This window comes from Pseudomonas sp. QE6 (genome assembly GCF_041379005.1).
In the GTDB taxonomy this organism is placed as follows: Bacteria; Pseudomonadota; Gammaproteobacteria; order Pseudomonadales; family Pseudomonadaceae; genus Pseudomonas.
Window position 1 is genome coordinate 5,230,564 of the sequence record NZ_CP166873.1, and the last position, 21,504, is coordinate 5,252,067.

Genomic DNA, 21,504 nt, shown 5'->3' on the forward strand with positions numbered 1-21,504 from the left:
GCCACTCACGCAATCAATGCGTAAAGACCCCTCGAGGATACGGGCCGATGACCCACATCACGCTTCCATCGACGTGCCATGCCAGTCCACCTGATACTGCAATCAATGGGGCGCTACCTGCGGTGGCCTACCCGGCCTTGCTGATCGCCTTCGTTGTGTTTTTCCTCGTCCCCCTCGGCTTGCACGGGCTGTGGATTCCCGATGAAACCCGCTACGCCCAGGCGGCCCAGGAGATGCTGCACAGCGGCAACTGGGTGGCGCCGCACTTCATGGGTTTGCGCTACTTCGAGAAGCCCATCGCGGGCTATTGGCTCATCGCTATCGGGCAAGCGATTTTCGGTGACAACCTGTTCGGCGCACGCATCGCCTCCGCCGTCAGCACCGCGGCCACGGTGGGGCTGATATTCCTGTTGGGGCGCCGCTTCTGGAATGACCGCTGGAAGACCTGGACGGCCGGCCTGCTCTACCTGAGTTTTGGTCTGGCTGCAGGTCAGGCCGGCTACTCAAATATCGACCCCCAACTGACACTTTGGGTGACGCTCAGCCTGGCCGCCGGCTGGTACGCGCTGGAAGGCAAGGCCCCTCGTGAGCGATGGGCCGGCTGGAACCTCCTCGGCCTGGCGTGTGCCATGGGCTTCATGACCAAGGGTTTTCTTGCCTGGCTGCTGCCGGTCATCGTAATGACGCCCTACGCACTGCTGCATAATCGCTGGCGTGAACTGCTCAAGGTGGGGCCGCTCGCGGTACTGCTGGCCATCCTGCTCAGCTTGCCCTGGGCCATCGCCGTCCACCGCCAGGAAGCGGATTTCTGGCAGTTCTTTTTCTGGAATGAACACATCCGGCGTTTTGCCGGGAGCACGGCGCAGCACGCGGCGCCTTTCTGGTTCTTTGTCCCGATGCTGTTGGCCGGCGCCCTGCCGTGGGCCCTGCTGGTCGTCCCCAGCTTGAAAGGCGCCTGGCGTGGCAGAAAGCAAAGCCGCACAGCCTTCCTTGGCCTCTGGCTCACCATGCCTTTCCTGTTTTTCAGCCTGAGCAAGGGCAAGCTGCCGACCTACATTCTCCCGTGCTTCGTTCCGCTGGCGCTGCTGATGGCTAACACCCTGATCGACAAACTTCGGCACAAGGATGTCTCCGCGATACGCGGCAATGGCGTGCTCAACCTGGTGATTGGCGGCGTCGCGCTGCTGGGTCTGATCGTCGCCCAGGTCGCGCACCCGATTTACACGAACCAGCCCGTACAGATCATGCTGGCGTTGATCGTATGCGTTATGTGGGCCACCTGTGGATTCGCTCAATGGCGGCGCCCTGGCCTCTACTGGTTTGCCCCAGCGCTGGGAATATGGGTGTTGATCGCGCTGCTCCCCGCGGCGATGCCGCGGTCGGTGGTCGATAACAAGATGCCCGACCAATTCATCGCCCAGCACCTGGATTCGCTGAAGACGTCGAAGAGCCTACTGAGTAACGAGTTGGGAACGGCATCAGCCCTCGCCTGGCGGCTCGGTCGCTACGATGTGACGCTGCTGGATGTAAAGGGCGAGCTGCAATACGGGCTGGGCTATCCGGACGCTCGCGAGCGCGCGGTCACCTCCGAAGACGTCGGCACGTGGATCACCGATCACGCAAAAGAGGGGCCGGTCGGGGTCGTGTTGAACCTTTCAGGAAAAGCCAAAGCAGCCATCCCTTCGTGGATTCCACCAGGCTCAGAGGCCTACCAGGAGAACAACCTGCTCATCGTCATCATCCCTGCGCACGGGCGATTGCCGTGAACTGCGGCCCGCATCGCCGCGCCAGGTCAGCACCGGGAACTAGTGCCCGGCAGGCCGTCAGAAAGGTGTAGGCCCATGGGCCCCTATCTGAATCAACGCGAGGACAACCGCCGCAGGCAGGCGGCCGTCCCCTCCCCGCCTTACGGCTTGATGGCGACCTTCACCACTCCGTCGCGCTGGTGGGCGAACAGGTCGCAGGCCTCGACAATGTTGTCCAGCGCATAGTGGTGCGTTACCAGCGAGCCGAAGTCGGCGCGGCTCGACTCCATTATGTTCATCAGCCGGCGCATGCGCTCCTTGCCGCAGGGGCAGAGTGCCGTGTAGATCTTGTGGTCGCCCAGGCCGGCGGCGAAGGCGGCCAGCGGTATCTTCACGTCGCTGGAGTACACCCCAGGCGCGTCAGGCTCGGCTGTAGAGCGGATATTGTCGCGGGTGGCCATAGAGCCGGAAGTTAGCTCTCTCCTAAAGTAGAAATCGGCCAGAAGCGGACATTTTCTTCACGTGAGGACCGTTAGGGTCCTTGCGTACAGCTTGGCTCCCTTCGCCTCGACTTTTGATGTGCTGTCCCGCGATGACAAATGCCTCTCCCCAAGGGGGATCTGCCAGCAGCGGCCATAAATCACAGGTCATGTTCTGCGAACGGTTTTTGGGCCTTTCAGCGCGCTGTCGTTTGACTAACACTCTCAAACCAACTCCCGAGCCGGCGTACCTCAATGGACCACATACTGTCGCTTCTCTCCGATACCGTGCCCAAAGCCAGAACGCTTGAGGAGCTGACGCGGCCATTGTTGTCACTGCTGAGCAGGGTCACCGGTATGGAGTCAACGTACCTGACAACCATCAACACTGAGGAAGGCATTCAGCGCGTCGAGTTTGCGCGGAACGCGGGAACTCTGGTCATTCCAGAAGGACTGGTTGTGCCTTGGGCAGATACATTGTGCAAGCGCGCGCTGGAAGAGAATCGGATGTTTACGGATAACGTAGCCGGATGCTGGGGAGACTCTGAAGCAGCAGCCGCATTAGGCATCAAGACTTACGTCAGCGCCCCCATCAGGGCTCAGGATGGCAAGGTCCTGGGCACAATCTGTGGTGCCAGCGCCAGTCAGATAGCCCCCTCTTCCGATGCAGAGCCGCTACTTAATCTGCTGTCTGGTTTGCTCAGCTACTCCCTGGAGCGCGATCGATTAGTCGAGCAACTCCACTCTGCCAATACTGAGCTGACCAGGCTGGCACTGACAGACTCGCTCACGGGGCTCTCTAATAGACGCGCGATCCTGGATAACTTGGCCCGCCTACTTGCGCTGGCGGCACGGGAAGAGAAGTGCGTTCTCGTGGCGGTGGTCGATCTGGATGGCTTCAAGCAAATCAACGACACGTTTGGCCACGCGGCGGGAGATAAACTCTTGTGTTGTGTCGCCGACCAACTTAAGCGAGACCTCCGCTTGAGCGACACGATTGGCCGGACAGGCGGCGATGAGTTTGTCGTCGTAGCGCTGGGCCCTTCCGTCATCGGTGCCGATTCCGCTCCGGCAATGCAGAACGCTGCAAACCTGCTCCAAGAGCGCCTAACCATGGCGACCATAGGAACTTATGATCTGGGCAACGACCTCAGACGCTTCAGGTATGCAGGTGCCAGCGTGGGGGTTGCGGTTGTCATTCCCAGCCAAGTGGGCGTGGAAGAAGCGCTTATGCTGGCGGATCACGAGATGTATAAGACGAAACAGCGACGCAGGTCAGGGCGCCCTGAAGAGTCCCGCACGACTGCAAATCTAGGCCTATAGCTTGAAGCTCTCTTAGGTCCCGCCTGGAGCCGAAAACAAGAAGCCCCGGTGGGGAGGCGGAGCTTCAATACTTCACTACCTATAGGGGTAATCGGGACCAACCTGGAAGACCCCGGCCTCGCTGTAAACAGAAGTTCGCCAGTCCACATCCAAGCACTTTATTGGCATCGACACGAGGCTACCAGCTGAGCAGGATGATGTCTGCTATGGGTCGGTTGCTGCCTCTCGCCAGAGACAGCAATCGGCCAAATGCTACCCCACCGTACGAAGCGGATCTGCCTGAGATGAAGCTGCCATACTGTGCCTACTGCATGAGGGCGAACCTATGACTATCACATCTGAAAGCTGGCGGGTTGTATGCCAAGACCCTGGGGATGGCAGCGGAGACGTAATCGTTGAGCTTCCATCCGAGCTACTTGAGCAGTTCGGATGGAGTCTGGGTGATGAGCTGTCAGTTGAGGTGGAAGAGGGAAATATTTGCCTGAAACTCAAGCACCGAGCTGATGGCGCCTCGTCATAGCAATCCAAACAATGTCTGATTGTAGTGGACTGCTTCTCTTAATGCGTAATCGCACTGACTTGACCACCCGATTGCATTCCCCCTGACCAAGCAGTTGCATTCGTGCTGACCACCGCTTGCATGCGGATTATCCAATTACACCGTAGTAGCGACCGGCTGCAATCGCTGATCGTTGCCGCATGGTGGCGAGCCAATACGAAACGCCCGAAGCTCCCTTGGCCACTTAGGTCCTAGCTCGAGAGTCCTTCCCTGGAGAGCGATGACTGCTGTGCAACTCGCCATTCCTTAGGGCTACAACCATAAAAGTCTCGGAAAACCCGGCTGAAATGCGACATGTCGTTGAAGCCCCATCGAAAGGCGACTTCAGAGATGCGCAGTGTTGAGCAGAGCGGGCTCCGCAACTCGGCCCCGCAGCGCTCCAAGCGTCGCCGCAGGACGTACCGCATCAGGGAGCTTCCCTCGCGCTCGAACAGCTTGCCGATGTAACGAGCAGAGAGGCCGGTCGCACAGGCGATCTGCTGCGAGTTCAGTCCGGGGTCCCGGAGGTTGTCGTTGATGAAGATCTTCACCCGCGTGAGCGTCAGCATCTGTGAGCGAGAGTGATCTGGGGCGAGGTTTTGCAGGTTCCCCAGCGTCAGGGCAATGAGGTGGGTTGCCGATTCCGACAGTTTGGCCATCTCCTGAGGCGTGAACTCTCCTATTTGCGAACTCAACGTTTCGAGGAAGGAGCGAAGCACTCGCCCCGTCGGATTGTCGAGGGAAATGCGGGTGGCCGCCCGGCTCTCCATGTCTACCACCAGCTGATTTAGGCTGGCCCGGGGGACGCTGACGATGATCTGCCGCCAGTCGCCGTCGAAACTCAGTTTGTGGGGGCGGGTGGCATCGTAAATCGAAAGCTCGCCAGGGCCGATCTTTGCCCGGCTGTCCCCCTGCTCCAGGCATTCGCTTCCTTCGAGCATCAAAACCGCGAAGTACTTGTCCTCGTCGCGGCAGCGCGGGTGCAGATGTCGACGGTTGACGGCCTGCGCCGCCGCGCTAACGTCACTCACGCGGAACAGGTCGGACTTCTGCGAGCGAACCCGGCCGAAGAACGCCGGATTGGGAAGGGCGCCGATTTCGACATCGGCGAACAGCCGCAGGATCATTTCCCGCCAGAAGTCGACCCGATCCTGGAATGAGTTGCTCAGCGTTGCCAGCTCGATGCGGTCACTGGACCACAGTTCTGGCGCTGGCGTCGCCACAGCCTTTGGTGGGTTGTTCATCGTCGATACACCCCTGTTATTCATTTCTTTTCAGGATGAATCCGTCCTTGCCTTCGCTCGTAACGGCGACTCGAAGGTTTCTTCCGCCGGGCTGCCACGCCCATGACTCTTTCATACAACAGCATGCGGGTACCCGCCAGCAATCCGGACGCAAGGGCCGTTCGAACAAAGTTGTTGTTCCTCTCCAGCCAAGATGGCCGCCACGTTGAGTTTCATGCTTGAGCCGTGACAAGGACGGCCTGGCCCCGGCCAGGATTTCGGAACGCCACCCTCGAACCAGCGCGGGACGGTCACGAACCTCAATGCCCTTCGGGGCCACGGCTCAAGGCAAAACCATGAAAACAACAAGATCCCTGTTTTGCGAACTCAAAGGCTCCACTCTGGCGGGTTTGATCCTGATCGGCGTGTCATTCTCCACCCTGGCGGTGGAGGTGGCACCGGGCGACTACGAACAGTATCCGGCGGGCGCGACCATCGGCCTGGTCTATTACCAGCACGCGACGACGAATGCGCTGCGCAACGACGGCCATTCCGCCAGCTCGGATTTCAACATCACCTCCGACGTAGGGATACTGCGTCTGCTGCACGTCTACCAACTCAGCGATACGGTCACCATCGATCCGCAAGTGTTGCTGCCCTTCGGCCATCTGTCCGGCAATGGCGATGCATCGCCGCTGGGGGACGCCAGCGGCACGGGCGACCTCATCCTCACCGCGCCGATCAAGGTGCTGCTCAACGAGGCCCGTGATGTCTTTAGCGTCAACGCCTATTTGTTCGCGCCCACCGGTAGCTACGACAAGAACGATGCGCTGAACCTGGGAGAAAACCGCTGGAAGGTGGATTTCCAGAGCGCCTACATCAAGCACTTCAATGACAAGTGGGCCGTCGACCTGATCGGCGATGTCATCTGGTACGCCAATAACGACGACTATGGCCCCTCCTCGCTCAAGCTCGAGCAGAAGACCTCCTACAGCGCCCAGCTCATGGGGCGGTACATGCCGGACCGGGCTACTGATCTCAGCCTGGGGATCGGCCAGCTTTGGGGCGGCGAGACCCGTGTAGACGGTGTCGATCGTGATGACCGCCAGCGCACGACCAACTTCCGCGTTACCGCCAGCCGTTTCGTCACCCCCAAGGACCAGCTGCAACTGCAACTGGGTCGCGACCTCGCGGTGGAGAACGGACCGCGCGAAGACTTCCGCCTGAACCTGCGCTACGCACATATCTTCTGACGCCGCACCTTCTGACACAACAGAGACCGACTCGCACCAAGGCCGGCATGCCGGCGACCTACAACAAAAACTGTGAGGCTTCCATGGAATCAGCAATCGATAAACATCTGCTTTGCCCCCGTTCGCGCGCGCGCCGCATCGATGACGACTACATCCCTCCATTCCCGGCCTGGGTCGGCCGCGCGGATGTCGCGATCACCCGTTATGTCATGGCGTATATCGGCGTACAGAGCAAAGGTGAAAGTCAGCTCGGTGCCGCATGCTCCGCGCTACGCATGATCGTGGAGCATCTGAAGCACGCTGACGGTCCACGCCATCACGACCTTGCCCATTACCGGGATACCGAAGGCTACGACAACCTGATAGCCATCGCCTACTGGGATGATCCCGCCGCCTTCGAACGCTGGAAAGCGGACGAGCGCAACGGTGCGGCGTGGCCTTTGCACCTTAATGCAAGCAGTGGTCTGGGGTTCTTCCGCGAAGTCATCACCCCAGGTGTCGAGCGCTTCGAGACCTTGTATGCCATGCCCGAGGGCATGGAAGGCGTGGGGCTGGCGATGGGCTCCCGCAGCAACGAGATCCAGGAGCACGGCTACTGGGGATCGATGCGCGACCGCATCCCGATTTCGCAAACTGACGCTATGACGCCGTCGGGTGAACTCTCCTTCAGTCACTCAACGGAAATGGTCAGCGTCAGCGGCCACGAAAACCTGGTGGTGATCCGCTCCGGCCAGGACTGGAGTGAGACCGAAGGCCGTGAACGCGAGCTCTATCTGGGTGAGATGGAACCGGTCCTGCGTGCTGGCATGGACTTCCTCCGCGACCAGGGGCGGCCAGTGGGCTGCTACAGCAACCGATACGTTCGGCACATCGACGCCAACGGGCAACCCCAGGAAAAGAGCTTCTCCGTCAGCTACTGGCGCTCAATGTCCCATCTGGAGCGGTGGTCCGAGTCCCATCCCACGCACATCGAGATTTTTGGCACCTTCCTGCGGATGGTTCAGTCGCTGCAGGGTGAACTCAAGTGGAAGGGCTATCACGAAGTCAGCGTGCTGCGGGCGGAAGACCAGCGTTACGAATACCTCAACTGCCACCCCGGCACTGGTTTGATGCGTGGCATCTGAGCGGCCAGTCAGGAGGAGATAGTCATGAACCACAAAGCAAGCATCTCTGCAGGCACCGCTGCCGACCGCGCGTTCGCCCTCAAGCACGCTCTGGAAGAAAAAGGTGTGGTACCTGAAGGCTATATCGAAAAATTTACGCAGGTGATGGAAAACGATTTCGATCCCGCCAACGGCGCGCGCGTGGTAGCCCGGGCCTGGGTTGACCCTGCCTATCGAGCGTTGCTGCTGGAAGACGGAACCGCGGCGTGCGATCAGTTCGGTTACACCGGTGTACAGGGCGAATATATCGTCGCCCTGGAAAACACGCCGACCCTGCAGAACGTCATCGTCTGCACGCTCTGCTCCTGTACCGCCTGGCCCGTCCTGGGGCTGCCGCCGGACTGGTACAAGAGCTTCGAATACCGCGCGCGGGTCGTGCGCGAATCCCGCAGCGTACTGCGCGAGATGGGACTGGACCTGCCCGAGTCAGTCGCTATCCGGGTCTGGGACACCACAGCCGAGACTCGCTACATGGTGCTGCCGGTGCGCCCGGAAGGCACCGAAGGCTGGAGCGAGGAAGAACTCGCCGCTCTGGTGACCAAGGATGTGCTGATCGGCATTGCTCGCCCGGAAGTGCCCGCAGCCAGCGATTCGACAAGGGAGGTTAGCTGAGCATGGACGGCATTCATGATCTTGGCGGCCTGCAAGGTTTCGGGCCGGTTGCCCACGTGGCCAATTCGCTGAGCTACAAACCCGTCTTCCACGAGGACTGGGAACACCTGGGCTATAGCCTGCTGTTCCTGGGCGCGGGTGAGCTCGGGCTGTTCAATGTCGATGAGCTGCGGCACGCCATCGAGCGGATGGAGCCACGGCATTACCTCTCCTCCAGCTACTACGATCGCATCATCATCGGTGTCGCCTCGCTGTTCGTCGAGAAGGGCCTGCTGAGCCAGGAGCGCCTGGCGCAGCTGGCTGGCGGGAGCTATCCGCTGGCCTTGCCGATGGGCCCCGGGCGCGAGGCAAACCCGCCGCGCCGGCCGTTCCAAGTTGGCGACGAGGTGGTGGTGCGCGACGAGTGCGTCTCCGGACACATCCGCATGCCCGGTTATGTGCGCGGCAAGCGTGGCGTGGTGCTGCACCGCACTCGCCATTCGTGGCCATTCCCTGACGCCGTCGGCCACGGGCGGGACAGCCCGCTGGAGCCGACCTACCACGTCCAATTCACCACCCGGGAACTGTGGGGCAATGCGGCGGACGCAGGCACGGTGGTGGTCGACCTGTTCGGCGGCTACCTGCTCCTGGCCTGACGAACAGCTTTGGGGGCGGCGAGGTCTTCCCGGAAGATCAGCCCCTCGTCGCCCCCGTTTTCTTCTCTGCAGAGTGAGACATCAACATGGCCATACGCAGACCGGATTCCGCTGAGCTTGGCGAGATCGCCAAGAGCCTCGGCATGACCTTCAGCCCTTCGCAACTCAACGATTACCACGCTTTGCTTCAGGCAAACTTCGATGCGTACGACCTGCTCGATAGTCTTCCTGATTGCCTGCCACCCGTGCGCTACCCCCGCAAGGACCTGCGCGTGCCTTCTCCGGACGAAAACCGGCTGGGGGCCTGGCAATGCAAGGCGCTGATTCCGGGGAACTCGGAGGGGCCGCTGGTGGGCAAGCGCGTCGTGATCAAGGACAACGTCGCTGTGGCCGGCCTGCCCATGCTCAACGGCACATTCACGCTCGATGGCTATCTCCCGGAGATCGATGCCACGGTGGTTAGCCGGCTCCTGGATGCCGGGGCGGCCATCACCGGCAAGGCCGTCTGCGAGGCGCTGTGCTTCTCCGGCGGATCGCACACGGCGGCCAGCGGCCCGGTACATAATCCTCGGCGCCATGGCTATTCGGCGGGCGGGTCTTCCTCGGGCTCCGCCGCGCTGGTCGCCGTGGGCGAGGTCGACATGGCCATCGGCAGCGACCAGGGTGGGTCAGTGCGCATCCCGGCAGCCTACTGCGGGGTATACGGCATGAAGCCCACGCATGGGCTGGTGCCCTATACCGGTGCTATGCCGATCGAATCGACGCTGGACCACCTGGGGCCGATTACGGCCAGCGTGCGCGACAACGCCCTCATGCTGGAGGTGCTGGCAGGCCCGGACGGGCTAGACCCTAGGCAAAACGCACTGGCACCCGCTGGCGGCTATCTGGAGGCACTGGGTCGCGGTGTAGTCGGCATGCGTATCGGCGTCCTGCGCGAAGGGTTTGTCCACGCCAATTCCGAGCCCGTCGTGGACGAGGCTGTACGCAAGGCAGCGGATGTGTTCCGTGCGCTGGGGGCTACAGTCGAGGAAGTTTCATTGCCTGCCCACAGCCACGGGCCGGCGATCTGGTTGGCGATAGCGGCCGAAGGGGCCTCCGAGCAGATGATGAAAGGCAACAGCCACGGCTTCAACTGGCGCGGCCTATACCTGACCGGAATGATGGAGCACCACGCGCGCTGGCGTGAGCGCGCCGACGACCTTCCGGACACCGTGAAGCTGACCTTCATCCTGGGGGAGTACGCCAATCGAAACTATGGCGGCCGCTTCTACGGCAAGGCGCAGAATCTTGCTCGTCGCCTGCGCGCAGACTACGACGGACTGCTGAGCAACTACGACCTGCTTTTGATGCCGACCCTGCCGGTTCGCGCCACGCCTTTGCCTGCCCCGGATGCACCGCTGGCCGAAGTGCTGGCTCGCGCTTTCGAGATGCTGGGCAACACCTGTGGTTTCGACGCGACGGGCCATCCGGCCATGTCGATTCCCTGCGCCAGTCACGACGGTCTGCCGATAGGCCTTCAGTTGGTCGCTCGACACTTTGCAGAGGCTGATATCTACCGCGCGGCCCATGCGTTCGAGCAAACCACTGACTGGAGAGCTCGCCAGTAACCCGGAAGATGCCCGAAAGTCTGTGCCACCGCGCCGACCTAAAGTCGGCGCTTTGCTTTGGCAGCTACCGACCCGAAGCAGACGTTCTGCAATGCGGTCAATGCCTGTGCACTCGTTGGTCAGCTGCACTGTGTTCCAAGAAATCTGGCATACACCGCCACTCTGCAAAGGAATTTGGCTTCCAGAGGTTCAGGGGGCGCGCGACCACCATGGCCATCCGGTGGTAGGCAGCTTGCTGTTCAGCAGCTCGATTGCTGAGAAGACGTGATTTTCACCGAGCGAGGCAAGAACACGAATTGCTTCGCCGGCGCCGGAACCCACCACGCCCCATGAGGCGCATGCTTCGCCTTAATTCCGGTATTACCGGTCCATCTCAGGCCTTGCAGATCAGTTGCGAGGCCCGCTCGTTGCGCAGGGTCAGCGCGCTGAGCGGAGCGGCCGCGACTTCCGCCTCGCGGCGGGCGTCGAGGATGAGATCGTGGTGAGCCGACTTGGCGCACACCGGGTCGGTGGCCTCGGCGTCGCCGGTGAGCATGAAGGCCTGGCAGCGACAGCCACCGAAATCGCGCGCCTTCTCATCGCAGGAACGACACGGCTCGGGCATCCACGCATCGCCGCGGAAGCGGTTGAAGCCGAAGGACTCGTACCAGATGTGTTGCAGGCTGTGCTCGCGCACGTTGGGGAACTTCACCGGCAGTTGCCGCGCGCTGTGGCACGGCAGCGCGGTGCCGTCGGGGGTGACATCGAGGAACACGCTGCCCCAGCCGCCCATGCAGGCCTTGGGGCGCTCCTCGTAGTAGTCGGGCACCACGAAGATCAGCTTGCACGGGTTGCCTTCGGCGGCCAGGCGCTCGCGGTACTGTGCGGTGACGCGTTCGGCCCGCTGCAGCTGTTCGCGGGTCGGCAGCAGGCCGGCACGGTTCAGCTCCGCCCAGCCGTAGAACTGGCAGGTGGCAAGCTCGACGAAGTCGGCCTCCAGCTCGATGCACAGCTCGATGATGCGGTCGATGCTGTCGATGTTGTGCCGGTGGGTGACGAAGTTCAGCACCATCGGATAGCCATGCGCCTTCACTGCGCGGGCCATGGCGAGCTTCTGGGCAAAGGCCTTGCGCGAGCCGGCGAGCAGGTTGTTCACCTCTTCGTCGGCGGCCTGGAAACTGATCTGGATATGGTCCAGGCCAGCATCGGCGAACTCCTTCAGGCGCTTCTCGTTAAGCCCGATACCAGAGGTGATCAGGTTGGTGTAGAAGCCCAGTCCGCGCGCCGCGGCGATCAGCTCGGCGAGGTCCTGTCGCACCAGCGGCTCGCCGCCGGAGAAGCCCAGCTGCGCCGCGCCCATGTCGCGCGCCTGGCGGAACACCTCGATCCACTGCGCGGTACTCAACTCCTCGCCACCCTTGGCGAAGTCCAGCGGGTTGGAGCAGTACGGGCACTGCAGCGGGCAACGGTAGGTCAGCTCGGCCAGCAGCCAGAGCGGCGGGCCCACCGGCACTTCAGCGCAGCTCGATCCAGAATTGAGCATGGGCCACCTCGAGGAATGCCAGGATGTCTTCGTCGATGCCCGGCACGCCGGGGAAATCGGCACGCAGGCCGTCGATGATGCCGGCGACGTCGCGCTGGCCATCGACGCGGTCGAGGATCGCCCCGGCGCTGTCGTTGAGCTTCACCATCCCTTCAGGATAGAGCAGCACGTGGCAACCCTGGGCCGGTTCGAACTGCAGGCGGAAACCCCGGCGCAGCGCCGGGATGCTGTCCAGCGAAGGCAGACTCATCACAGCACCCCCCTGTGCCAAACGCGCTCGGTCGTGACCGTGTGGTACGGCGGGCGCTCCAGTTCATAGGCCATGCTCATCGCGTCGAGCATGCTCCAGAGCACGTCGAGCTTGAATTGCAGGATCTCCAGCATGCGCTCCTGGGCCTCGCGGGTGCGGTAGTGCTCCAGGGTGATGCGCAGGCCGTGCTCGACATCGCGGCGCGCCTGCGACAGGCGCTTGCGGAAGTAGTCGTAGCCGGTGGCATCGATCCACGGGTAGTGCTGCGGCCAGCTGTCGAGGCGCGACTGGTGGATCTGCGGGGCGAACAGCTCGGTCAGCGAGCTGCTGGCCGCTTCCTGCCAGCTGGCACGGCGGGCGAAGTTGACGTAGGCGTCCACCGCGAAGCGAACACCAGGCAGTACCCGTTCCTGGGACAGCACCTGCTCGCGATCCAGCCCCACGGATTCGGCCAGGCGCAGCCAGGCCTCGATGCCGCCCTCCTCGCCGGGCGCGCCGTCGTGGTCGAGGATGCGCTGCAGCCACTCGCGGCGCACGTCGCGGTCCGGGCAGTTGGCGAGGATCGCCGCATCCTTGAGCGGGATGTTCACCTGGTAGTAGAAGCGGTTCGCCACCCAGCCCTGGATCTGCTCGCGGGTCGCGCGGCCTTCGTACATGGCCACGTGGTACGGGTGGAAGATGTGGTAGCAGGCGCCCTTGGCGCGCAGCGCCTGCTCGAATTCGGCGGGGCTCATGGCTTCGCGGGTCATCGCGAGGTTCCTTCTGGAAAAAGAGCCATCAAAGGAAAATCCCCATCCCGTCGAATGCCACCTCGATGCCGCGCGCGTCCAGTTCGGCGCGTTCGGGCGAGGCGATGTCGAGGATGGGATTGGTGTTGTTGATGTGGATGAGCACCTTGCGCGGCCCGTCGATGCCGTCGAGCACCTCGATCATGCCGCCGGGGCCGCTCTGGGCCAGGTGGCCCATTTCGCTGCCGAGCTTGTCGCCCACCTCGCAGACGCGCATCTCGTCGTCGCGCCAGAGCGTGCCGTCCACCAGCAGGCAGTCGGCATGGCGCATCCACGCCAGCAGGCCGTCGTCCACCTGGCCCAGGCCCGGCGCGTAGAACAGCGTGCCGCCGGTGGCGGTGTCCTCGACGAACAAGCCGATGTTGTCTCCCGGATGCGGGTTGCCGCGGTGCGGCGAATACGGCGGCGCACTGCTGCGCAGGGCGATGGCAGTAATTCGCAGGCCCGGGCAGGCCGGGATGACGAAGGGCTCGGCATCCAGCTCGATGAGCTTGTGCTTCAGCCCGCCGTTCCAGTGCGACAGCATGGGGAACAGCGGAAAGCCGGTGGAAAGATCCTGGTGGACCATCTCCGTGCACCAGACTTCATGCGGGCAACCTTCACGCAGGCTGAGCAGGCCGGTGGTGTGGTCGATCTGGCTGTCCAGCAGGACCACGGCGGCAATCGCCGAATCGCGCAGGCGCCGCGCCGGTTGCAGCGCCGGGAAGGACGCCAGCTGGGCGCGGATATCGGGCGAGGCGTTACAGAGAATCCAGTTCACGCCGTCGTCGGACAGCGCGATGGACGATTGGCTGCGTGGCTGCGCGATCACGCTGCCGTCGCGGACGCCGCGGCAGTTGCGGCAATTGCAGTTCCACTGGGGAAAGCCGCCACCGGCGGCCGACCCGAGAATTCGGATGTGCATGCTGGGAGCCCTGCGCTAGCCATGAGAAAAAAAGGCCCTGAAAATCAGGGCCGAAACGGCGCTAGTGGAGGCGTGGAAAAGCGCCGAATGAAGAATCAGCGGTTGGCGAAGTAAAGGGTCACTTCGAAACCAAGACGCAAGTCGATGAAGCTGGGTTTAGTCCACATAGTGCTGTCCTCTCTCTTGTTCTTTCGCCGAGTGAATTTAAGAAATCTTCTACGGCGCTGACTTGGTAACGCCTAGGAAGGTCAACCCCGTTTAATCTGACCAGGCCCAGTTACGGGGAGGCTTTCACCGCAGTCGGTTGTTGCTCCTTGGTGTAGTCCACATATTCGCGGCTCATGACATAAAGCTTGATCTTCTCCACGTCTTCCGCAGACAAGGAATCACCAAAGGAGGGCATGCCCAGGGGGCGCAGTACGCCTTCACGAACGATTTGCTGGAACATGCTGCGGCGTGAGTCGTCGGTCTTGCGCAAGTCAGGCACCAGACCTCCACTCATCGCCCCAACGCCGTGGCACACGGAGCAGTAACTGCCGTACAACTGCTGACCGGTTGCCAAGTCGGCGGCACTCGCGACGACGGGTTTCGGAGTGCGGGGAGTTGTAGCAACCGCCTTCTCCGGCAAAGGCGGGAGCGTGGCTTTTCCGTCCAGCTTGAACACCAGCAGGCGGCTGACGTTGCCGACCCCCGGCGCCTTCGCCGCATCGCCACCAATCAGAGGGGCAACACCGCCCCAGCCGGCCATGATCGCAACATACTGTTCACGCTTGTAGCTGTAGGTAATAGGGGCCGCGACGATTCCGGTCTGGGCCGAAAATGACCAGAGTTTCTCACCTTTGTCAGCCGAGTAAGCCATCAGGTTGCCGGCTGCAGTACCTTGAAATACCAAGTTACCGGCCGTGCTCAGGGTGCCTCCATTCCAGTAGTGGGGATAGGGTACGCGCCAGGCTTCCTTCTGCTTCACCGGGTCCCAGGCAAGCAGAGCGCCGGATACCGCCTCGCGGGGGACTTCGGTGGTATCAGAGAAGCCGGCACCGGTGTTGAAACCCTTGCGACGTAGGAAGTCTTTGCCCTCATTGCGATAGACACCCGGGACTTCCTGGTAGGGGATGTAGACTAGCCCTGTCTGTGGGTTATATGACATCGAGTGCCAATTGTGGGCGCCGAAGGGACTGGGCCACATTACGATGGGCTTTTTCTCGTAACGCACGCCAGGTGCTTCTACCGGGCGGCCCGTGGCTAAGTCGATGCGCTCGGCCCAGGTCACCTTGCCAAATTTCTCGGCAGACAGAAGCTTGCCCGTCTCACGGTCAAGTACGTAGAAGAATCCGTTCTTCGGCGCCTGCATGATGACCTTGCGTGACCTGCCATCGATTTCCAAGCTGGCCAGAGTAAGCTGCTGAGTCGCAGTGAAGTCCCAGGAATCGCCAGGAGTGACTTGGTAGTGCCACGCCAGTTTTCCGCTATCCGGGTGAACAGCGAGGATCGACGAAAGATAAAGGTTATCGCCGCCGCCAGGGCTGCGCAGCTCGCGGTTCCAAGGTGAGCCGTTGCCAGTACCGACATAGAGCAGGTCCAACTCTGGATCGTAAGCCATGCTGTCCCATGCGGTTCCACCAGCACCGCCTTTCCAGTACTGGTCGCCCTTCCATGTCTTGGCTGCCTCGGCCAGCTCAGGGTTCTCAAAGGGCTTGGCTGGGTCTCCTGGCACCGTATAGAAACGCCATACCAGTTTGCCGGACTCAGCGTCGTAAGCGGAGAAGTAACCGCGCACGCCGTATTCGGCTCCACCATTGCCGATAATGACCTTGCCCTTCACGACGCGCGGGGCGCCGGTGATGGTGTAGGGCTTGCTATTGTCGGTGGTCTGCTGGCTCCAGACTTGCTTGCCGGTCTTGGCATCAATAGCGATCAAGCGGCCATCCAGTGTGCCGATGTAGACTTTTCCGTTCCATAAAGCGACACCACGATTCACTGCATCACAGCAGGCATCGCGCGCCTTCCCCCGGTCTATCTGAGGGTCGAAGGTCCAAAGGACCTTTCCCGTCGATACATCGACGGCAATAGCGCGGCTCCAAGACAGCGAAGCGTAGAGCACACCATCAGAGAACAAAGGAGTCGATTCCAGGCCACGGTGGTTGTCGAGATCGATGTACCAAGCTAGACCGAGCTTACCAACGTTGTAGCTAGTGATCTGCTTTAGCGGGCTGAAGCGCTGTTCGTCATAGGTACGGCCGTGACTGAGCCATTCGCTACCATCTTGTTCGCTGGCGATGATGGCGGCCTGGTCGACGGGGGCGGCGTAAGATATAGGCGCCAACAGGGCAATGAGCAGGGCGGTAGCAAGGCGGGTACGGCAACGGGATACGGGCTGCGTCTTGGTCATTTACGCAGGTCTCCTTGGTTTGCTTGTTATAGGCGGAGTATTTCGCTCACCCAACGTGAATCAGGTGACCGGACGGCGAGGGTCAGAAGATCTGCATGAGTCGCACGTTGACACGGTTGTCTTCCTTGAAACCGTTCTCCACGGACAAGTCCCGCCCGTAATTCACCATTAGCTGGGTGCCGTCAGTAACGAAATAGGAGGCGCCGACGGTGAATTTTCTGGTCTCGGGCTCATCATTAAGGTGGACACCGGCAACCTCACTTTCCCCGCCCCATAGTTTCGAGTAGCCGGCGCGAACGTCGAAGCGTTCGGTGAAGTTGTAGCGCAGGAAAACTTGTCCTTGGTACAGCTCGGACTGCTTTTGAGTCTGGCTCGCAGGGCCGAAATCATTGTTGTGCCCAAAGAAGGTCACATCTCCAACCAAATCCAGGGTGAGCTTGTCGGTTAGGCCGGTTATATAGCCGGCTTGGAGAGCTAACTTCCACCGATTCTCACCAAGGTTCACAGCCCGATCTTTGTCGTAACTACCGGTGGGCACATAGAGGAAAGGCGTGATGCCGAAGTAACGGCGATTGGCCGGATCGTTCAGCAGCCAGATTGTGGCGGCGAGGATCAAATCACCGGTGCCACTGTCGCTGCCCAGGTCCTTGGTATCATCCTTTGCCTGAAGATGACCGAAGGGTAAGAGGAACTGTGGATCGACAATGTAATCGCCGAGCTTCATGTAGTGGACGCCCCGCAAAATGCCGACGTCCGAGTCTAGGCGGGCGTTGATTGGCACCTTGTGGCCATCGGAGTAGACCGTGTTGCGCTCAGCGTGCTGGTAGTAGAGCAGACCAAGGTTGGTGCCTTCAGGCAGCGCAGTGTAGTCGCCAGCATCAACATCGACTGCCTTAGCCATGGGGGAGAGGCTCACCGACAGCCCCAGCATGATTGCAAGGGGAAGTGTATTTACTAGTTCGGTCTTGTACGGTTTTGGGGAGTTGGTAATGCAATTTTTACCGCTGTTTGTCATGTAATCACCTGTATTGTTTTTATTAACATTGGTGCTGTTTCTTCCCTCGAGTTCAGGGGAGATCCGAATGCATTGCGGTATTGCACTGGTCGTGCCATGTTTTTTGTTTTTCCTGTTTTCCTTTTAAATTAATAAGTTATTGTCTAGATGCTGGGGATGTTGGGACGTTTCGCGAAGTCTCGCTGTCTCACTCTGAGCAGCAGATACGTATCGCACTGAGACAGATGGCTTTATTGCACCATTGGGTGCTTGTATCCGGCCTTATGCGTATTAAGTGTTAAAGGCTGATTGGATCGTCCCCAAGTTAAAAACTGGAATGATGCGTCGACGGGTGTTCGTCCTATCGCTGACGGTTCATGAGGCTGGCCTATGCGAGCTGAGTTCGTGTCGATCTCTAGCGGCAGATTTGGTGCGCATGACATTATGATTGCCTGCCTGCTAGCCCATCGTTTTCCTGGCCCAGACGCATCTCTACGAGGCGAAATCGCCGCTGCTCTTCCGCCAACACCAACAGATTGAGCTTGCCCTTGCTGACTACCGCCTTACTGGGGATCTGCAACACATTGCGCTGGCCGATCAGCCGCTCTGGTGTGTCTCGTTAGATTCCCGGCATTGGCACGAATCCAGGCAACTGCTTGATCCTGTCGATCCAATGCACAATGTGTGGGTAGGGCTCAAGGTCGATACCCCCTTCTGGCGCCAGCGCAACATAGGGGAACACCGCGCAATCGGCGATGGTCGGGCGGGAAAGCGCCAGCCAGTCGTGTTTCGCCAGGTGCGCCTCCAGCAGTGGCAGGATGCGTTCAGCCCGGGCGAGGGCATCGCTCTTGTCGATACGGTAGCCGAACTTGTCTATGAGCCGTGCAGCACATGGACCGTTCTGGATCTCGTTGGCCGCCGTCGAAAGCCATTGCATGATTTCCGCTTGTTGCTGGGGTTCTACCGGCCACCATGCCGCACCACCATAGGTGCCAGCTAGATACAACAGGATTGCCTGTGAATCGCGTAGCACCTGCTGGCCATCCACCAAGATAGGCAACTCGCCCCAGGGGTTGAGGTCGATTAGCGGTTCTCGCTTGTGCTCCCCCCCTAGAAAGTCCACGGAGATGATTTCCAGATCCAAGTTCGCCAAGTGGGCGAACAGGCGGACTTTATAGCAATTACCGGAAAGTTCCAGGTCATAGAGCTTCATGGCGTTTCCCTGTTTTAGGCAAATGGCTGTTGAATTCTAAGACGTTGCCGTCGGGTGCATGTATGAACGACACAACGCGACGTGACCCGATCCGCTTTGGCCGTCCGATGGTGGTGATGCCTTTTTGCGACGCACAGCGCTGCAGTGACTCAAGGTTTTCCACTACGCGGGCCGACTCGGCGATACCGGAAAGTTTGTTGGACGCATCCAGCAGCTCATTGTGGGCGCTGACCCGGCGGCACAGTTGAAGTTCGGGTTTATAAGTGCGTCGCTGGGGATAAGCTGCTCATTCGCTTGGTAGTTGCTGAACCGCATGCTTTCGACGAACCACTGCGACTCGTACATCGCAACGGCTCGGCTGCGGTTAACGACGCGAATATTGATGTGATCACGCGCAAGGATAGGTGACGGGTTGCGCATGCTGGTTGAAACATCGAAATTCATGGCGGTAGACCACACACACTTTGGATGCACCCAGTGTGTCCATTGACCGCTGTTTTACCAATGCCTGTAAGCTGACAACACTATTGCAGTAGCTGCACAGACGAGGCCTGACGTTGGACCGATTGAAAGCTATGGCAACCTTGGTGCGGATTGTGGACAGCGGTAGCCTCAGTGCTGCGGCGAACATCTCCGGACAGTCCACGGCCTCAGTGGTCCGGACACTTGCGGCGCTGGAAAAACACCTTGGTGCGCGGTTACTCAATCGCAATACCCGGCGACTGGCCTTGACCGACGAAGGGGCTGAATTCGTCGCCTGGAGCCGAAGGATATTGGCGGAGTTCGATGAGGTCGAACATGGCTTTGATGCTCGGCGCAAGAGCCCGGGGGGACTGTTGCGCATCACTGCACCGGTGGAGTTCGGGCGCCGGTACGTCGCGCCACTGGTCAACGAATTCCTGGCTTTGCACCCGACTATCCAGGTGGAGCTAATCTTGCTCGACCGCGTGGTCGACCTGCTGGAGGAGGGCATAGAGCTGGCGATTCGCATCGGGCAGTTGCCGGACTCTTCTCTGGTGATGACGTCGTTGGGGTATACCCGCTATGTACATTGCGCAAGCCCGGAATACGTGTGTGCCAACGGCACACCCCAGCAGCCGACGGACCTGCTGGACCATGCCTGCATCGCCCTTGCACCCCTAGGCAAGCAGTGGCAATTCCTGGAGCAAGGCAATATTGTGCCTCTGGCTATTCCTGCGCGCATGACCACTAACCAGGTTCAGGTCGCCAGTTTAGCCTGCCAGCAAGGTGTCGGCATCAGCCGGTTGCTGCACTACCAAGTCGCCGACGAGCTTGCGAACGGCCGGCTGGTGCGGTTGCTTCAGACATTTGAGCTTCCTGATATTCCTATTCAGATGGTGTATCCACACGCTCGGTTGTTGTCGGCGAGGGTGCGGCAGTTCATTGATTGGGCCTCTCCGCGGTTGGGATCATCGATTCCTAAACCTGCATTATTCGGGGGATAGAGTCTCACAACGAGAGAGCGCATCCTGCTTCGCAACCGCGAGTTTGAGGCCGCTGCCGACCCAAAGCAGTCGTTGCCAAGTTTATCCTGTATGCGGGGAGAGGCTGACCAGACTAAGAATGTGAACTTAGGCTCGGCAGCGTTTTCCACCGGTACACGTACAGGAGAACTGGCATGGAAACGCTCCGAGGTCCGCCCGCTAACTGTGCCTCGTTCGTACTGATCCTTGACGAAGATCCAACCTTGGCCAGAGTTCTTGGCTTGGCGATGGAAAATTACGGCATTCCCGCAGTCGTTCTTGGAAACGCCGACAATGGTCTCGATTGGATCAATGCTAACCCTGGTCAACTGGCCCTTTTGCTCACTGACGTCTTAATGCCTGGTGAGATCGACGGTCTGGATTTAGCGCGTAAGGTTGCAGATCGCTCCCCAGACATCCCCATCATCATCATGTCTGGCGGCTCCTGGAGTCGGGACTTCCCGGCCTACCTCATTCTCGACAAGCCATTTGATCTCACGGCGCTCATGACTGTTGTTAGAGACGCCCTAGCGCTCCCCCACTGAGTAAATAGGACGCATGGTTAATGCAACACTGATATTGCAGTCCCCTTCTGGCCGATTTGGGTCATCCGCGAATGGCTGCAATTGGCCGGAAGCGGCCCTGAGGCTACGAGCGATGCACCCTAGTCCTTCACCCATGTGGAGGACAAATCATGGCCACACTCACATCGAAAGCTCGCGAACCTTGGAACAAGGGCAAACTGGTCGGCCAGAAAGCACCGCTGCGACTTCGGGACATTTGGGCTATCAGAGTGCGACTGGAAATCGCAAACAAGGATCGTGATCTGGCGCTGTTCAACCTTGCCATCGACAGCAAGCTTCGAGCCTGCGATTTAACGAAGCTGCGCGTCAGGGACATAGCTCATGGTGATCACGTGTCGACGCGCGCGATCGTGATGCAGCAGAAGACTCAGCGCCCGGTGCAGTTCGAAATCACCGCTCAGACGAGAGCATCAGTTGAAGCTTGGATCCGCGCAGCTCGCCGTCGTAACGACGATTTCCTTTTTCCCAGTCGTGCGCGATGTTCAGCTCACCTATCCACGAGACAGTACGCCCGCATTGTGAAAGCCTGGGTAACCACAATCGGTCTCGACTCCACGCTCTACGGGACTCATACGCTTCGTAGAACCAAAGCATCACTGATCTATCGCAGAACGAAAAACCTGAGAGCAGTGCAGTTGCTGCTCGGCCATACAAAGCTGGAGAGCACTGTTAGGTACTTGGGTATTGAGGTTGATGACGCTCTGGAGATGGCGGAGCAGACTGAGGTTTGATCATGCTCCCCTGTTGGCGCCGCGCCGCAAGCCGGCGCCTCTTTGAGGCCGCTAGCGGCCAAAAGCG

General features: G+C 60.3%; 20 protein-coding genes and 1 pseudogene. 11 read left to right on the forward strand and 10 right to left on the reverse strand.

Annotated features, from left to right (window positions below):
- The first annotated feature begins 47 nt into the window (after positions 1–47).
- Complete coding sequence (gene arnT / locus ACAW63_RS23915) at positions 48–1,766, forward strand: lipid IV(A) 4-amino-4-deoxy-L-arabinosyltransferase (RefSeq protein ID WP_371229548.1); 1,719 nt, start codon at positions 48–50, stop codon at positions 1,764–1,766.
- A 140-nt stretch (positions 1,767–1,906) separates the two neighbouring features.
- On the opposite strand, the pseudogene ACAW63_RS23920 reads toward arnT, so the two are convergent.
- Positions 1,907–2,158 (reverse strand): annotated as a pseudogene (locus ACAW63_RS23920) (NAD(P)-dependent alcohol dehydrogenase); the annotation flags it as partial.
- Between the two features lie 321 nt (positions 2,159–2,479).
- Here ACAW63_RS23920 and ACAW63_RS23925 point away from each other — a divergent pair.
- Positions 2,480–3,547, forward strand: coding sequence for a diguanylate cyclase (locus ACAW63_RS23925; RefSeq protein ID WP_371229550.1), 1,068 nt, complete (start codon positions 2,480–2,482; stop codon positions 3,545–3,547).
- A 325-nt stretch (positions 3,548–3,872) separates the two neighbouring features.
- Positions 3,873–4,067: an AbrB/MazE/SpoVT family DNA-binding domain-containing protein gene (locus tag ACAW63_RS23930; protein WP_371229553.1), complete on the forward strand. Its 195-nt coding sequence runs from the start codon at positions 3,873–3,875 to the stop codon at positions 4,065–4,067.
- Positions 4,068–4,297: 230 nt separating this feature from the next.
- Here ACAW63_RS23930 and ACAW63_RS23935 read toward each other — a convergent pair whose 3' ends face one another.
- Complete coding sequence (locus ACAW63_RS23935) at positions 4,298–5,329, reverse strand: helix-turn-helix domain-containing protein (protein ID WP_371229555.1); 1,032 nt, start codon at positions 5,327–5,329, stop codon at positions 4,298–4,300.
- Positions 5,330–5,664: 335 nt separating this feature from the next.
- On the opposite strand from ACAW63_RS23935, the gene ACAW63_RS23940 reads away from it, so the two are divergent.
- From ACAW63_RS23940 to ACAW63_RS23960, 5 genes are all read left to right on the forward strand, one after another.
- A complete protein-coding gene (locus ACAW63_RS23940) occupies positions 5,665–6,561 on the forward strand; it encodes a transporter (RefSeq protein ID WP_371229557.1) in 897 nt (298 codons plus the stop codon).
- A gap of 83 nt (positions 6,562–6,644) precedes the next feature.
- On the forward strand, positions 6,645–7,685 hold the full coding sequence (locus tag ACAW63_RS23945) for a phenylacetaldoxime dehydratase family protein (RefSeq protein WP_371234776.1): 1,041 nt from the start codon (positions 6,645–6,647) through the stop codon (positions 7,683–7,685).
- A gap of 24 nt (positions 7,686–7,709) precedes the next feature.
- A complete protein-coding gene (gene nthA / locus ACAW63_RS23950) occupies positions 7,710–8,336 on the forward strand; it encodes a nitrile hydratase subunit alpha (protein ID WP_371229559.1) in 627 nt (208 codons plus the stop codon).
- A gap of 2 nt (positions 8,337–8,338) precedes the next feature.
- On the forward strand, positions 8,339–8,971 hold the full coding sequence (nthB, locus tag ACAW63_RS23955; protein ID WP_371229562.1) for a nitrile hydratase subunit beta: 633 nt from the start codon (positions 8,339–8,341) through the stop codon (positions 8,969–8,971).
- Positions 8,972–9,057: 86 nt separating this feature from the next.
- Entirely contained in the window at positions 9,058–10,578 is a 1,521-nt protein-coding gene (locus ACAW63_RS23960) for an amidase (RefSeq protein WP_371229564.1), read from the forward strand.
- A gap of 373 nt (positions 10,579–10,951) precedes the next feature.
- Here the strand turns inward: ACAW63_RS23960 and pqqE are convergent, their stop codons facing one another.
- The 8 genes from pqqE to ACAW63_RS24000 form a co-directional block, all read right to left on the reverse strand.
- Positions 10,952–12,100 (reverse strand): pyrroloquinoline quinone biosynthesis protein PqqE, encoded by a 1,149-nt coding sequence (pqqE, locus tag ACAW63_RS23965; RefSeq protein WP_371229566.1) that lies wholly within the window; start codon positions 12,098–12,100, stop codon positions 10,952–10,954.
- The gene (pqqD, locus tag ACAW63_RS23970) at positions 12,072–12,350 is read right to left on the reverse strand and encodes a pyrroloquinoline quinone biosynthesis peptide chaperone PqqD (RefSeq protein ID WP_184588530.1); all 279 of its coding nucleotides are present in this window, start codon (positions 12,348–12,350) and stop codon (positions 12,072–12,074) included. The genes pqqE and pqqD overlap by 29 nt, the downstream gene beginning before the upstream one ends.
- On the reverse strand, positions 12,350–13,099 hold the full coding sequence (pqqC, locus tag ACAW63_RS23975; protein WP_371229569.1) for a pyrroloquinoline-quinone synthase PqqC: 750 nt from the start codon (positions 13,097–13,099) through the stop codon (positions 12,350–12,352). Before pqqC ends, pqqD begins: the two co-directional genes overlap by 1 nt.
- Before the next feature lie 28 nt (positions 13,100–13,127).
- Positions 13,128–14,042 carry a pyrroloquinoline quinone biosynthesis protein PqqB gene (pqqB, locus tag ACAW63_RS23980; RefSeq protein ID WP_371229572.1) on the reverse strand — a complete coding sequence of 305 codons (915 nt, stop codon included), beginning with the start codon at positions 14,040–14,042 and terminating at the stop codon, positions 13,128–13,130.
- 95 nt (positions 14,043–14,137) lie between these two features.
- A complete protein-coding gene (gene pqqA / locus ACAW63_RS23985) occupies positions 14,138–14,209 on the reverse strand; it encodes a pyrroloquinoline quinone precursor peptide PqqA (RefSeq protein ID WP_124174561.1) in 72 nt (23 codons plus the stop codon).
- A 110-nt stretch (positions 14,210–14,319) separates the two neighbouring features.
- Positions 14,320–16,431 carry a PQQ-dependent dehydrogenase, methanol/ethanol family gene (locus ACAW63_RS23990; RefSeq protein WP_371229575.1) on the reverse strand — a complete coding sequence of 704 codons (2,112 nt, stop codon included), beginning with the start codon at positions 16,429–16,431 and terminating at the stop codon, positions 14,320–14,322.
- A gap of 82 nt (positions 16,432–16,513) precedes the next feature.
- Positions 16,514–17,446 carry a transporter gene (locus ACAW63_RS23995; RefSeq protein WP_371229578.1) on the reverse strand — a complete coding sequence of 311 codons (933 nt, stop codon included), beginning with the start codon at positions 17,444–17,446 and terminating at the stop codon, positions 16,514–16,516.
- Positions 17,447–18,044: 598 nt separating this feature from the next.
- Entirely contained in the window at positions 18,045–18,638 is a 594-nt protein-coding gene (locus ACAW63_RS24000) for a glutathione S-transferase family protein (RefSeq protein WP_371229581.1), read from the reverse strand.
- A 557-nt stretch (positions 18,639–19,195) separates the two neighbouring features.
- Here ACAW63_RS24000 and ACAW63_RS24005 point away from each other — a divergent pair.
- The 3 genes from ACAW63_RS24005 (at position 19,196) to ACAW63_RS24015 (ending at position 21,437) form a co-directional block, all read left to right on the forward strand.
- Complete coding sequence (locus ACAW63_RS24005) at positions 19,196–20,104, forward strand: LysR family transcriptional regulator (RefSeq protein ID WP_371229584.1); 909 nt, start codon at positions 19,196–19,198, stop codon at positions 20,102–20,104.
- Positions 20,105–20,277: 173 nt separating this feature from the next.
- Positions 20,278–20,667, forward strand: coding sequence for a response regulator (locus ACAW63_RS24010; protein WP_371229587.1), 390 nt, complete (start codon positions 20,278–20,280; stop codon positions 20,665–20,667).
- A 149-nt stretch (positions 20,668–20,816) separates the two neighbouring features.
- Positions 20,817–21,437, forward strand: coding sequence for a tyrosine-type recombinase/integrase (locus tag ACAW63_RS24015; RefSeq protein ID WP_371229589.1), 621 nt, complete (start codon positions 20,817–20,819; stop codon positions 21,435–21,437).
- The last annotated feature ends 67 nt before the right edge of the window (positions 21,438–21,504 follow it).

Excerpts from the sequence above, each read along its gene's own strand:
- nthB (WP_371229562.1), top strand. The coding sequence starts at position 8,339 with ATGGACGGCATTCATGATCTTGGCGGCCTGCAAGGTTTCGGGCCGGTT.
- ACAW63_RS23930 (WP_371229553.1), top strand. The coding sequence starts at position 3,873 with ATGACTATCACATCTGAAAGCTGGCGGGTTGTATGCCAAGACCCTGGG.
- pqqC (WP_371229569.1), bottom strand. The coding sequence starts at position 13,099 with ATGACCCGCGAAGCCATGAGCCCCGCCGAATTCGAGCAGGCGCTGCGC.
- ACAW63_RS24015 (WP_371229589.1), top strand. The coding sequence starts at position 20,817 with ATGGCCACACTCACATCGAAAGCTCGCGAACCTTGGAACAAGGGCAAA.
- nthA (WP_371229559.1), top strand. The coding sequence starts at position 7,710 with ATGAACCACAAAGCAAGCATCTCTGCAGGCACCGCTGCCGACCGCGCG.
- ACAW63_RS23940 (WP_371229557.1), top strand. The coding sequence starts at position 5,665 with ATGAAAACAACAAGATCCCTGTTTTGCGAACTCAAAGGCTCCACTCTG.
- ACAW63_RS23935 (WP_371229555.1), bottom strand. The coding sequence starts at position 5,329 with ATGAACAACCCACCAAAGGCTGTGGCGACGCCAGCGCCAGAACTGTGG.
- ACAW63_RS23995 (WP_371229578.1), bottom strand. The coding sequence starts at position 17,446 with ATGACAAACAGCGGTAAAAATTGCATTACCAACTCCCCAAAACCGTAC.
- ACAW63_RS23960 (WP_371229564.1), top strand. The coding sequence starts at position 9,058 with ATGGCCATACGCAGACCGGATTCCGCTGAGCTTGGCGAGATCGCCAAG.
- ACAW63_RS23990 (WP_371229575.1), bottom strand. The coding sequence starts at position 16,431 with ATGACCAAGACGCAGCCCGTATCCCGTTGCCGTACCCGCCTTGCTACC.
- ACAW63_RS23925 (WP_371229550.1), top strand. The coding sequence starts at position 2,480 with ATGGACCACATACTGTCGCTTCTCTCCGATACCGTGCCCAAAGCCAGA.
- ACAW63_RS24010 (WP_371229587.1), top strand. The coding sequence starts at position 20,278 with ATGGAAACGCTCCGAGGTCCGCCCGCTAACTGTGCCTCGTTCGTACTG.
- ACAW63_RS23945 (WP_371234776.1), top strand. The coding sequence starts at position 6,645 with ATGGAATCAGCAATCGATAAACATCTGCTTTGCCCCCGTTCGCGCGCG.
- arnT (WP_371229548.1), top strand. The coding sequence starts at position 48 with ATGACCCACATCACGCTTCCATCGACGTGCCATGCCAGTCCACCTGAT.
- pqqB (WP_371229572.1), bottom strand. The coding sequence starts at position 14,042 with ATGCACATCCGAATTCTCGGGTCGGCCGCCGGTGGCGGCTTTCCCCAG.
- pqqE (WP_371229566.1), bottom strand. The coding sequence starts at position 12,100 with ATGCTCAATTCTGGATCGAGCTGCGCTGAAGTGCCGGTGGGCCCGCCG.
- ACAW63_RS24000 (WP_371229581.1), bottom strand. The coding sequence starts at position 18,638 with ATGAAGCTCTATGACCTGGAACTTTCCGGTAATTGCTATAAAGTCCGC.
- pqqD (WP_184588530.1), bottom strand. The coding sequence starts at position 12,350 with ATGAGTCTGCCTTCGCTGGACAGCATCCCGGCGCTGCGCCGGGGTTTC.